Here is a 12,312-nt window from a genome sequence, read left to right on the forward strand (position 1 = left end):
CAAGCGCCGGACACGACCTAGGGTCGTCGCCATGAGCGAAAACTCCCTGCGTCACGTCAGCATCGAGCGGACCGGCCCCGGCCGGTTCACCGCGACGAACGCCCGCGGCGGCACCCTCGCCTTCGGTACCGGCGCCGACACCGAGGGCGGCACCGACTTCACCCCGGTCGAACTGCTCCTGGCGGCGCTCGGCGGCTGCACCGCGGCCGACGTCGACGTCGCCACGGCCCGGCACGCCGAGCCCGCCGCGTTCACCGTCACCGTGACCGGCGACAAGATCAGCGACGAGCTGGGCAACCGGCTGACCGACCTCGCGGTCACCTTCTCCGTCGGCTTCCCGGACGGCGCGGCGGGTGACCGGGCGCGGACGATCCTGCCCCGGGCGGTCGCGGTGTCCCACAACCGGCTGTGCACGGTCAGCCGCACCGTCGAGATCGGCACGCCGGTCACCGCGACGATCGCACAGGCCTGACCCGACCGGCCGCCCCACCGGCTCGTCGCGCGCGGGCCGGTGCCGGGCGCGGCCACGGGGCCCGGGGATCCTCCACGGATGCCAACAGGACGCCGTGCCCCCGTCGTTCACCGCGGGGGAGTCCTGGGATAAGGTCCGTCCGGTTCCGGTTTCCGGGGAGGGCACGCCGGTACGGGGCGTGGCGGAGGGGCGGCAGAGCGATGGAATCGCAGGTGGGCGACGGCAGATCCGTGGACCTGGACGGTGAGCGGCTGGAGGCGTTGGCTCCGCAACCGCTGCTGACCCGGGACTACGAGACCCGCCCCTCGCTCGTGTACGAGAGGCTCAGGCAGCGGCACGGCGCGGTCGCGCCGGTCGATCTTCTGGGCGTCCCCGCCTGGCTGGTGCTGGGCTACCGGGAGTCGCTCGAGGTGCTCCAGAACGACGCCGGATGGCCCAAGGGGCTGGAGAACTGGCGGGCCCGCTCGGAGGGCAGGGTGCCGGCCGACTGGCCGCTCGCTCCGTCCCTCGAGGTCAACCACGTGCTGATCCAGGGCGGCCCGGACTACCGGCCGTTGCGGACGGCGTGGGACGCGGCCCTCAAGCCGTTCCAGGACCCGCGCCACCCGCAGGCCAAGCGGCTGAAGACGGCCGTCACCGCGTACGCCGACGAACTGATCAGTCTGGTGGGCCGGGCCGGCGGCACGGGCTGGGCGGACCTGTCCGCCCAGTTCGCCCGGCCGCTGCCGCTGATGGTGGCCAGCCACCTGCTCGGCTTCCCCGGTTCGCAGGGCGACGACGCGCTGATGGACATGTGGCGGGTACTGGACGCCGGCCCGGACGCGGAGCCCGCCCTGGAACGGCTGCTGGCGGCGCTGGCGGAGCTGGGCGCGGGCAAGCGGGAGAATCCCGGGGAGGACTTCCCCTCCTACCTGCTGGCCGCACACCCCGACCTGTCGCTCGACCAGCTGGCCCGTGAGCTGTTCATGCTGCTGGGCATGACCTCCGACCACGTCGGCATCCTCATCTCCAACACGGTGGTCGAGGTGATCTCGGGGGAGGGCGGTGTCCGGGCCAGCCTGTCCGCCGGCATGGTCCGGGAGAGCATGAACCGGGTCGTCATGCGCAAGCCTCCGCTGGTGAACTTCGTGCCGCGCTTCGCGGCCGAGGACACCCCGCTCGGCAACTACACGATCCGGGCGGGGGACCCGGTGTGGGTCTCCTCGGCTGCGGCGCACGCCGATCCGCTCTTCGCCGGTGCCGTGGAGTCGGCCACCACCAGCACCCGGGCGCACCTCGCCTGGGGCGCCGGACCCCGCCAGTGCCCGGCGCGCGAGCTGGCGTCGACGGTCGCGGCGGTCGGCGTGGGCCGGCTGTTCGAGCGGCTCACCCACCTGGACCTCGCCCTGCCCGTCGACCAACTGCCCTGGCGTTCCTCGCCCTTCATGCGGGGGCTGCGCTCCCTGCCGGTGCGCTACGAACTCGCCGCGACGCCGGAGCCGCCGCCCGCGCCGGTCCCGGACGCGGAGTCCGCGGCGACCGGACTGCCCGATCCGCAGGTCCGGCAGCGCTCCTCGCTGTGGAGCTATCTGACGGGGCTGATCGGCGTCGGCCGCTGAACCCGGCCGCTGATCCCGCGCCGCGCCCGGCCGCTGAGTCCGGCGGCCGGGCGCGGCCCGGGTCGGTGTGCGGCTACGGCCGCAGCAGGACCCTGCCCACTTCCACGCGGGCGATGAAGGGGGCCGGGCCCGACGGGTTGCGGAACGTCACGGCGTTGGCGCCCGCGCGCAGCTCGACGGCGACGCCCAGGGTCCAGTAGTCGTCCCGGCTCCAGGTGTTCTTGAACGTGAGACGCGTGGGCGCTCCGGCGCCGACGGTGAGGTCCGCCGTACGGGACATGATGTCGGTGTTGTAGGCGTGGCCGTTGTCGCGCCGGTCGTCGTGCGCGTAGTGCACCACCAGGACGTAGCGGCCGGACCCGGGTGCGTGCACCGTGAACTCGGCGGCGCTGGCGGGACTGCCGCCGAGCCCGGCGACACAGGCGCCCCCGGGGGCATGGGGGGACGCCTCCAGCCGGGCCCCGCCGGTGAGCGTGGCGGCCGACGCGTCGTACCGGAGGACGCCGTCCGTCGTACCCGTGTCCGAGACGTCGAGGGAACGTACGGCGGCGCCGTGCGCGGTCACGGTCACGCGGTTGTTCCCGGCCACGAGGAACAGCCTCAGGGGCCTGTCCGGCTCGGCCGTCACCCGTTCGCCGTGCACCGTGAGCCGCACCGCCGCCGAGGCCCTCGGCAGGAACGTGCGGTAGCCGTCCCCGGGCGCGTAGACGTCGAAGACGGCCCGGTCGCCCTCCCGCAGGACCAGGGCGCCCGTGCCCGTTCCGGCGGACGAGGCGTAGTCGTACGAAGGATCGCCGCCGATGTCGGCGAGTGTCGCCTCGTACGACACCACCGGCTCCGCGGTGCGCGCGGTGAGGTCGACGCGGTCGAGGGTGACCTCGCCCTCGCCCTTGGCCAGCGTCAGCACATGGGTGCCGCCCGTCAGGGGGACCGGGAGTTCCGTCCGGCCGCGGTGGGCCGCGTTCTGCGTGGACGGGTACGTGACCGTGACCGGGCCGGCGCCGTCGACGAGCAGTTCCTGGGTCGCGGGGGCGCCGGATCCGTTGCCGTACAGGACTGCCAGGTCGTACGTCCCGTCCGCCGGGACCGTCACCGTGAGGTCCACCCGGCTGGAGGCGGAGCCGAGCGGGCCGACGTCCTTGCTGCCGGAGGCCGCGTAGCCGTTGGCGTCGGCCACCGTCCCGAGGGTGCGGACCTCGCCGTCGGTGATCTCCGCGTCCTCGGCCTCGTACGACGCCGACCAGGGGACACAGGCGGCGGCCGGGGCGCCGGTGCCGCCCGGCACGAGGACGACCCGGTAGGCGGACATCCGCCGCCCGCCCCGCAGCGGGACGGTCACCGAACCGTCGGCCGCGACCGCGAGGACGGTACGGGCGATGACCCGCGGCGCGGCGTGCGGGCCCTCGTAACCCGACCAGGCGGCCTCGGCGACGACCGCGACGACCGAACGGCCGAAGAGGGTCGTGGGAACGCCGCGGACCACGACGTCCGTGTCGCCGTCCGAGCCGCCCAGCAGCACCTGGACCTGACGGCGCGAGGTGTCGAGGCAGGCCAGCGCCTGGAGCGTGTCGGCGGTGTGCGGCCGCGGCGGCGTCACCGCGACGGTCTCGCCGGTCAGTCCGGCGTACCAACGGAAGAACCACCAGCCGCCGTTGGGGATGCCGGTGTGCACCACGTTGCCGTCCAGGTTGCCCGCGGCGTCCCAGTAGGCCTGGTTGGCGTACACCTTGTTCCGCTCGAACATCGACACCCACTGCACGAGCTGTCCCGGCACCGACAGGTCACGGCGGTTGGCGTACTCGTCGATGCTGATCGTCAGCGGCGCGATGCCCAGCCCGCGCTCCAGCGCACGGTAGTCGTCGTGGTGCTGCTGGAAGTCCCGCAGCGAATCCGGGCTCAGCTCGTGCCAGGTCACCACCTGGGGCAGTACGTCCTCCCGCCGGGCGAAGGCCAGGAAGTCGCTCATCAGGCGGGAGTGGTAGCCCGTCTCGTTGGGTCCCGCGATCCTCGCGTCGGGGTCGAGCGCGCGGATGCGGCGGTACACGGCCCGCCAGTCCTCGAAGAACCGGTCCCGGTTGGCCTCGTAGGCTGCCCGGTCGTCGACCCCGAGGTCGTACCAGATCCAGTCGGGCTCGTTGAACGGGATGTGGACGAAGCGGTCCTTGTGCGGGTGCGCGGACACGTCCCCGACGATTTTGTCGATCTTGGAGAGGTAGTCGTCGATCCCGAGGTTCTCGTACGGCCACCGGGCGTGGACGTCCTGCATCATCACGTAGATCTTGCCGCCGCCGTTGCGGAAGAACGCCCCGGCGACGGAGAGCGCGTCGCCGTTGGGGTGCTGCGCGCCGCCCTCCGGCTTCTGCGTCACGCTGGTGATCTTGAGCGGGGCGAGCACGGCGTCACCGGGCACCCCGTCGTCGCCCAGCCCGTACAGTGCCCCGTTGGCGCCGAGCAGCACCGGGCCCTCGGAGACGGTCAGGTCGACGATCAGGGCGGCGGGTGAGGTGTGACCGGTCACATCCATGCGGGGATTCTGATCGGCCGCGCCAGGGCCGTCAAGGGGGTGGTGGGTGGCTCAGGTGGCGGACGGCCCCGCGCCGGACGGCCCGGGCGTCGGCGCCGGGCCGTCGGCCGGGGGCCTCAGCCCATGCTCTTCGCGCCGTCCAGGGATTCGCGGATGATGTCGGCGTGACCGGCGTGCTGGGCGGTCTCGGCGGCGATGTGCAGCAGGACCCGGCGGGCCGACCACCAGCCGCCCGCCTCGAACCACGGTGCCTTCGGCAGCGGGTGACCCGCGTTCAGGTCGGGCAGCGAAGCGACCAGCGCGTCGGTACGGTCCGCCACCTCCTCGTACTCCTTCAGGACCTCGGCCAGCGTCTCACCGGGCAGCATCCGGAACTCGTCGGCCCGACGGGCCCAGTCCTCGTCCGTCATCTGGTCGAAGTCGCCCATCGCCGACGGCCCTTCCACGATGAAGGCCGCCCAGTTCCGCTCCGTCGAGGTGACGTGCTTGATGAGGCCGCCGAGACAGAGTTCGCTCGCCGTGGTCCGCAACCCGGCCTGCTCGTCGGTGAGATCGCGGGTGGTGAAGCGCAGGAAGTGCCGCTGCTTGGCGAGCGACTCCAGCAGGTCGGCGCGCTCGCCGCCGACGGTGGCTGCCGGTGCCGCCGCGGTCTCGTCGAGGGGGGTGTGCTTGCTCATGTGGGCCTGCTTCCGTGAGTGCCGTTCCGCGGTCGAGCACCACGTTAGGAGCGATAGAGGTCAGATCCTGTCCTAGACGGGCCGCGTCCGGGCGACGTTTCCCGCCTTCATGTCGTCGTCCCCGCCCTCAGTGTGGCGCGCCCCAGGCCGCCGCGCACAGCGCCCGCTCGACCTCGTCGGTGTAGACGGCGGACGCCAGCCAGGCGCGGGCGAAGCGACCCGGGTCCGCGGGGAGCAGCCGGCCGAAGGCGTCCCGTGAGCGGTCGGCCGCCGCGGACCGCAGCTCGTCGAGCAGATCGGCCGCGGTGGCCAGGCCGACGCTCCGCAGCCGGCCCCCGTCACCCGCTCCGCTGTCCGGGAAGGCCAGCACCCGGCGACCTCCCGACACGGCCTGGTGCACACGGCGGCGCAGGAGGTGCAGCGGCGCCTCGTCCGCCTGCGGGGCCTCGGCGGCGACCGGGGCCGCTGCCGCGGGCAGGTCCGCGTGCTGGAGCCGGTCCAGTCCCAGGTCCAGCCGGGTTCCTGGGCTGGACGGGTGCCCGGCGGCGAGCAGCAGGGCCCGGGGGAGCGGCCCCGGCACGAGACGTGCGACGACACGCAGCCGTGTGCCCCCGACGGCGGACAGGAGGCGGAGGTTGTCGCGGTAGGGGAGCGCCGGGTCGTCGTGGGCCGTGGCGAGCCTGACCGCGAGCCCGTCGCACTCGGCCAGCAGGTCGTCCCCCGTGCTCCCGCGGACCGCTCCCCCCAGGGTGACGTCGAGGAAGAGCAGTTCATGACCGCCGCCCAGGGCGCGGGCGACCTGTTCGGCGACCGGTACGGTCCACAGCCGGTCCAACGGCTCGGCGGTCCACTCGGCGCCCGACGCGCGGACCGCCCGCACCCCCGCACCCGCGCCGAGGCGGCCGGTCGGGGACACGGTCGCGCCGGACACCGCGAGGCCCGCGCGCGACAGCTCGCGGTGGGTCAGGGCGGTGTCGCCGATCCGTACGGTCCGGTCGGCGGCGCCGGTCGCCCGGCCCGGTCCGCCGGGAGCCACGTCGGAGACGGTGTACAGGCGGCCCTCGGCGTCGGTGGTCCAGGTGACCGCGCCCGCGTAACCGGTGGTCGTCAGGACGGGTTCGGAGAAGAGTCCGTACAGCCGAAGCGAACCGTCCGGGGTGTACGGCATGCGGACGGTGCCGCGCAGTTCGGCGAGGTCGGCGCCGGTCGCGAACGGCAGGCGGTGCGCCATGCCGAGCACGGTGCGCAGGGCCTCGGCGAGAGCGGCCAGCCGGTGCGCCGGGTCGGCGGTGCGGGCCGCGCGTGTCCCGTTGACCACGGAGACGGCGGAGGCGGCGATCCGGGGGAGGCCCGCGAGCCGCGCGGTGTGCGCGGCGCGCAGCAGGGCCGCCTGGACCACGGCGCCCGATCCGTCGGTCCCGGCTTCGAGGACGGCCGCGGCCGCGTCGAACACGGCCCGGGCGGCGTCGAGTTGTGCCGGTGGGACGGTCTCGGGAACCGGTGGCGCCGCCACCGCGTCACCCTGCCGCCGTGACGGGCCGCCAGGAGCGTCGAGGGGCGTGCGGGTGCGGGTGCGCCCGTGCGCGGTGACGGAGGTGTCGCCGTCAGGGGCGGCGGGTGCGCTGCCGAACGCGCCGTCCGGGCTGTTGCCGGACGCGCCGACGGTCGGATTGCCGGCAGATGGGGGGCCGGTGGGGGCGATGCCGTCATGTGCGGTGCCGTCGGGTGCGCTGCCGTCGGCGGTGGTGCCTGAGCCGTCGGCGGGGGCGCTGCCGGAGGGCGCGGCGGCGGTGTTGTCGGGCGTGCCGGTGCCGGTACGCGTGTCGGTGTCGGTGTCGGTGTCGGTGTCTTCGGCGTCTTCGGCGATCGGCGCGGCCGAGGCCGCCGCCGCGCGGTGCAGGCAGTCCGGTGCCAGCAGGCAACCGCAGCGGATCGCGTCGGCACTGGTCACCGAGCCGCCGGGGGCGTGCAGTTCGAGGTCGGTGTCGTCGTCGACGGCGATCCGTACGGTGTCCCCCTCGCGGGTCACCGGGCGGGTCGCCAGCTTGGCGATGCCCGCGTCCAGCCGCTTGCGCAGACGGGGCGACAGCGCCTCGACGAGTCCGGCGGTGACGTCCGGGGCCACCGGGGGCAGCAGGTCCGGGCTCATGCGATCTTCTCCCCTACCCAGCGGGCGAGTTCCAGCGGACTGAGGGCGGCGACGGGCATGCCGGCGGCGACGAGCTGGCCCGCGACGCCCGTGGAGTAGCGCGGCCGGCCCGTGTCGTCGAGGCTCGCGCACCCCAGGACATGGCAGCCCGCGCCCACCAGCGCGCGTACCTCGCCGAGCAGTCCGCCGAGCGGATAGCCCTCCTCGAAGTCGCTGACGACCACGACCAGCGTCCGCGACGGCACGGTGACCAGCTCACGGGCGTGCCGCAGACCCGCGGCGATGTGCGTGCCGCCGCCCACGCTGACCTCGAGCAGCAGCGACAACGGGTCCTCGACCTGATCGGTGAGGTCGATGACCTCCGTGGAGAAGGCCAGGAAGTGCGTGGACAGCGTCGGGACCCCGGCCAGCACCGAGGCGGTCAGCGCGGCCCACACCGTGGACGCCTCCATGGATCCCGAGACGTCGGTGACGAGGATCAGCCGCCAGTCGGCGGCCCGTCGTGCCCGGGTGCGGAACACCGGCCGTTCGGGGACGACCTGGACCGTGCCGTCCGCGCCGCGCCGGGCGTTCACCAGATTGGCGCGCAGGGTGCGCGGCAGGTCGAGCCCGCCGCCGGGACGCCTGCTGGGACGGGGCAGGACCGTGCCGTGCAGGGCGGGGCGCAGCCGGGTGGCCAGTTCCCGCGTCAGCGCCTCGACCAGCCGGCGCACCAGCGGGCGCAGCGCCGCCAGCCGGGCCTCGGGCAGTCCGCCCGCGTGCCGCAGTACCGTGCGCAGCAGATCGACCGAGGGGCGGACGCTGTCCGCGTCCAGCTCGGTGAGCACGTCCCGGCGGCCCGACGCGGCGGCCGCCGCGAGCACCTCCTCGCGGATGCCGGGCCCGAACAACGCGGCCAGCTCCTGCGACCACTCCCGTACTCCGGGGTACGGCGCCTCGCGGCCGCCGCCGGCTCCCGGGCCCGTCAGATCGCCGCGGCTGCCCTCGCCGCGCCCGCTGCCGTAGAGCTCGTCCAGAGCCGTCGCCAACGCGCGCGCGGACCGGGGGAGCCGGTCGCTCCTGCGGCCCAGCAGGAGCCGCCAGCGGTCCGCGGGCGCGAGCTGACGGTCCTCCCCGGCCGGCTCCGACCGGTCGGTGCCCTTCTGCGCCGCCTCGTCGGGCCCGGCCTCGCCGCCGTGGGCGACGGGGGCCTGCGCCGGGCCGTCCGGGGTCGGTTCGTCGGCGCCCCGCGCAGGCGCGGGCCCCGGTACCGGCACAGGTGCCGGCAGGAGTTTCAGCGACCGCAGCGTGGCGTGCGCCGTGAGGTCCGCGCCCGCCCAGACGGCGAGCGCGGCCGGGTCGAGCCCGCCGGTGTCGGCGACGCGTCCCGTGCCGAGGCGTTCCTCGACGGCCGCGAGGAGGCGGTCGCGGGAGGCGGGGCTCAGGGTCTCGAAACCGCCCCGCAGGGCGGGCAGCCGGTCGAGGAACTCCCGGTCGGGCAGTCCGGCGATCCTGCCGAGCAGGGGCTCCAGGGCGGGGGCGGCCGCCTCCAGCAGCGGGCCCGCGGCGGTCAGCAGCCCGCCCAGACGGGCCGTCAGAGCCGACCGCGAATCGGCGTCGACGGCGCCGTCCACCCAGGACGCGACCCGGTCGCCGAAGACCCGCGCGTCCTCCTGCCCGAGCAGTACCCGCACCGCCCCGGCGGCGCCCCGCATCAACGGGGAGCCGTCGGCGGCGAGCCGGGCCAGGGCGTCGGTGAGCCGGATACCGCCCAGCAGGTCGGCCCGGTGGGCGAGTTCGAGCAGGGCGTGCGCGTCGGCCGGGTCCTCGGAACCGGTCAGCCCGTCGACCTGCCGTACGGCCGCCGTCGTGAGCAGCTCGGCCACGGCGGCCGCCCGCTCCGCACGGTCCGCGTCGGCGCCGAGGCCCGGCACGTGACCGGCCCGCAGACGGTCCGACAGGGCCAGCCCGGCGAGGAGTTCGGGCAGCGTGCCGGCCGGAGGAAGCACCTCGGCCAGGTCGTCGAGCCGTTCGTCCGCCAGCGCGGGCAGACCGCACTCGGCGGCTCGGGCGAGCCCTTCGAGGACCTGCGCCGCCGTCGATCCGCCCGCGTCCTCCTCGGCACGCCGGCGCTCGCGCAGCACGCCCTCCGCGGCCTGCGCCGAGGTCACCCCGCGCACCCCGGCAGCGGTCAGCATGGCGGCCGTCGCCGGAGTCCACCGCACCTCCCAGCGCGAGGTGAGGGCCTCGGCGCCGCCCGCGCCCACGACCTCGCGCGCCTCTCCGTACGGCACCCCGCACACCGTCAGACGGCGCAGCAGCAGCTCACGGCGCCGGTCGAGGTCGGAGCGCAACGGGTCGAGCCGTAGGTCCCGTGCCGGCCGTGAGGCGTCCTCGGGGCCGGGCAGACCCAGCGCCGCCACCTCGGACTCGACCGCCGGCACCAGGCCGCTGCGCGGCGCGTCCGGCGCCGGGCGACCGGTGCGCGTACCGACCAGCACCCGTTCCATCGCCCGCGCCACGGCGCGGCCCCGCCCGTACGGCTCGCCCTGTGCGAGCACCGTCTGCACGGCCTCGACCAGCTCGCCCCGGCCCGCGGCGGGCAGCCCGCGCAGCCGGGCCAGGTCACAGGCCAGCCGGGTGATCTCGCGCGCGTCGGCCGGGCCGGACGGATGCCCGAGGTCCCGCAACTGCGCGCACACCCGCACGGCCGCCCGCGTCAGCGCCTCCTCCAGCGCCGCCGGGTCGCCCGCGGCCCGCAGCACCATGTCCTGCCACTCCGGATCCCGGATCCCCGCCGGGTACCCGGAGCGCTCGTCCAGCAGGGCGTAGGCGTACGGAATCAGCGAGGTCGTCCACCCGGCCCCGGCCCGCTGGCCGCCGCGTTCACGTCCCGTCCGATCCGGGCCGCGTTCCCCCGGAGCGCTCCCCGTGTCCCGGGCGGCGGGGTCGTCCGCGAGGGCGGTGGCGGCCTCGTACCCGGCGCGGGCCGGTGCGGTCAGGGCCGGTGCGTGGAAGGCGCCGACCACCACGGCGGCCCGCTCGCCCCGCGCGGTGGCCTCGGCGATCCGGGACCGCATCCATCGCTCGCGTCGCAGGTCGAGCTCCGGCACACCGCCGGCCGCGGCCGCGTCCGTCCGCAGCGCCCACCCCGTCAGCAGTGCGGCCCTGCGCACCGCCTCGGGCGGGGAGCCCGGGGCGGTGGCCTCCACGAGACGGTCCCACAGGTCGTCCCCGGCACGGCCGGTGAGCCGGGCCCGCAGCGCGACGGCGAGCCCCGGGGCCCCGGCCGGGACGGTGCCGTCGCGTCCCGCACCCCACGCCCGGTCCGCGAGCGGCAGGTCGCAGGCGACGACCGGGACGCCGTGCCGGGCGGCCCAGCGGACGGCGGCCAGCTCGGGCGAGAAGTCGGCGAACGGATAGAACGCCGGGCTCCCGGCGCCCGTGCCGTCCGCGGGCGCGGCGGCGAGCGCCACCGGGGCCCGGGTCTCCTCGTGCCCGAGCCAGGGCAGCCACTCCTGCATCTCGGCGGGCAGCTCGACGAGCACCACGTCGGGCTTCGCCTCGTCCAGCAGCGCGGGCACCGCCGCGGCCAGGGAGGGCGCGTGGTGCCGTACGCCGATGAGGAAGGGCGCGGCCGGGTCGGTGAGGTCGGCGAGGGCCTCGTCCGGGGAGAGGGGCCGGCTCACGGAGTCCGGAGCGCTGGGGTGCGGGGACACGGCCGTCAGCCCTCCAGGACGGTGCGCAGGTCCCACAGGGTGCGCCAGGTGGCGGAACCCTGCTCGGCACGGCGCCGGACGGGCCCGTCCCAGTAGCCGCGCAGCCGCGCCGCGTCGGCCGGGTCGTCCTTGCGGACCACGCCCAGCAGATGCCCCGGAAGGAGCCCCAGCACATCACGGTCGCCCGGGAAGTACGCCGCGGCCAGCGCCAGCGCGCCCGCGACGGACACCGCCTCCGCGGTACTCATCACCGTGGAGGGCCGCTCGACCTCCCAGCCCTCCGCCGACCGGCCCTCCCGCAGATCACGGAACGCGGTGACCAGTGCCTCCAGCACGGCGTCGTCGACCTGGAAGGACGCCCCCACCCGCTCCACCGAGGCGCGCGCCTGGCTCCGCACCAGCGCCGTCTCGGCGTCGAGGTCCGGGATCGGGCCGACCGTCTCGAAGTTGAAGCGGCGCTTGAGGGCGGCGGACATCTCCGAGACGCCCTTGTCCCGGAGGTTGGCCGTCGCGATGAGGTTGAAGCCGGGCGCCGCGTGCGCCAGCGCGTCCGGCGTCCCCGCGAGTTCGGGTACGGCGATGCGCCGCTCCGACAGCAGCGAGACCAGAGCGTCCTGCACCTCGGGCAGACAGCGCGTGACCTCCTCGACCCGGGCGACGGCGCCCCGCGACATGGCGGTGAGCACCGGCGAGGGGACCAGCGCCTGCCGGCTCGGCCCCTGCGCCAGCAACAGGGCGTAGTTCCAGCCGTACTTGAGCTGGTCCTCGGTCGTACCGGCGGTGCCCTGCACGACCAGCCCGCTGGTGCCGCACACCGCGGTGGACAGCAGCTCGGACAGCATCGACTTGGCGGTGCCGGGCTCGCCGACCAGCAGCAGCCCGCGTTCGCCGGCGAGCGTGACCACGCACCGCTCCACCAGCGCCCGGTCGCCGACGAACTTCCCCGCCACGACCAGCCGGCGCGGCACGCCCTCGGGTGCCTCGGCGTCGTCGGGCAGCTTCAGGGCACGGCCGTCGCTGCCCATGACGAAGGTGACGACGGCGCGCGGGGTGAGCCGCCAGGCCGGCGGGCGCGGCCCGTCGTCGTACGCGGCCAGGAACGCCAGCTCGTCGGCGTACCGCTCCTCCGGCGGGACGACCTGGCGGACGGGTCCGGCGGAGCCGGGGAACGGGGCGGTGGTGGTCATCCGGGCG

General features: G+C 75.7%; 7 protein-coding genes. 2 read left to right on the top strand and 5 right to left on the bottom strand.

Annotated elements, in window-relative coordinates:
• Positions 1–31 precede the first annotated feature (31 nt).
• Both Saso_RS08105 and Saso_RS08110 read left to right on the top strand, forming a co-directional pair.
• The gene (locus Saso_RS08105; protein WP_189922740.1) at positions 32–472 is read left to right on the top strand and encodes an OsmC family protein; all 441 of its coding nucleotides are present in this window, start codon (positions 32–34) and stop codon (positions 470–472) included.
• A gap of 200 nt (positions 473–672) precedes the next feature.
• Positions 673–2,070 carry a cytochrome P450 gene (locus Saso_RS08110; protein WP_189922738.1) on the top strand — a complete coding sequence of 466 codons (1,398 nt, stop codon included), beginning with the start codon at positions 673–675 and terminating at the stop codon, positions 2,068–2,070.
• A 73-nt stretch (positions 2,071–2,143) separates the two neighbouring features.
• Here Saso_RS08110 and Saso_RS08115 read toward each other — a convergent pair whose 3' ends face one another.
• The 5 genes from Saso_RS08115 to Saso_RS08135 form a co-directional block, all read right to left on the bottom strand.
• Positions 2,144–4,594, bottom strand: a complete 2,451-nt coding sequence (locus Saso_RS08115) for a carbohydrate-binding protein (protein ID WP_189922736.1) — start codon at positions 4,592–4,594, stop codon at positions 2,144–2,146.
• 116 nt (positions 4,595–4,710) lie between these two features.
• Entirely contained in the window at positions 4,711–5,271 is a 561-nt protein-coding gene (locus tag Saso_RS08120; RefSeq protein WP_189922734.1) for a DinB family protein, read from the bottom strand.
• Positions 5,272–5,398: 127 nt separating this feature from the next.
• On the bottom strand, positions 5,399–7,420 hold the full coding sequence (locus tag Saso_RS08125; RefSeq protein ID WP_189922732.1) for a hypothetical protein: 2,022 nt from the start codon (positions 7,418–7,420) through the stop codon (positions 5,399–5,401).
• Positions 7,417–11,118, bottom strand: a complete 3,702-nt coding sequence (locus Saso_RS08130; RefSeq protein WP_229901307.1) for a vWA domain-containing protein — start codon at positions 11,116–11,118, stop codon at positions 7,417–7,419. Before Saso_RS08130 ends, Saso_RS08125 begins: the two co-directional genes overlap by 4 nt.
• Positions 11,119–11,123: 5 nt before the next feature.
• Entirely contained in the window at positions 11,124–12,305 is a 1,182-nt protein-coding gene (locus tag Saso_RS08135; protein ID WP_189922863.1) for an ATP-binding protein, read from the bottom strand.
• Between the last annotated feature and the right edge of the window lie 7 nt (positions 12,306–12,312).

This window comes from Streptomyces asoensis (genome assembly GCF_016860545.1).
Classification (GTDB): domain Bacteria; phylum Actinomycetota; class Actinomycetes; order Streptomycetales; family Streptomycetaceae; genus Streptomyces; species Streptomyces asoensis.

Bases quoted from the DNA above. Each gene is read 5' to 3' on its own strand.
- Saso_RS08110 (WP_189922738.1), top strand. From the start codon at position 673: ATGGAATCGCAGGTGGGCGACGGCAGATCCGTGGACCTGGACGGTGAG.
- Saso_RS08135 (WP_189922863.1), bottom strand. From the start codon at position 12,305: ATGACCACCACCGCCCCGTTCCCCGGCTCCGCCGGACCCGTCCGCCAG.
- Saso_RS08120 (WP_189922734.1), bottom strand. From the start codon at position 5,271: ATGAGCAAGCACACCCCCCTCGACGAGACCGCGGCGGCACCGGCAGCC.
- Saso_RS08115 (WP_189922736.1), bottom strand. From the start codon at position 4,594: ATGGATGTGACCGGTCACACCTCACCCGCCGCCCTGATCGTCGACCTG.
- Saso_RS08105 (WP_189922740.1), top strand. From the start codon at position 32: ATGAGCGAAAACTCCCTGCGTCACGTCAGCATCGAGCGGACCGGCCCC.
- Saso_RS08125 (WP_189922732.1), bottom strand. From the start codon at position 7,420: ATGAGCCCGGACCTGCTGCCCCCGGTGGCCCCGGACGTCACCGCCGGA.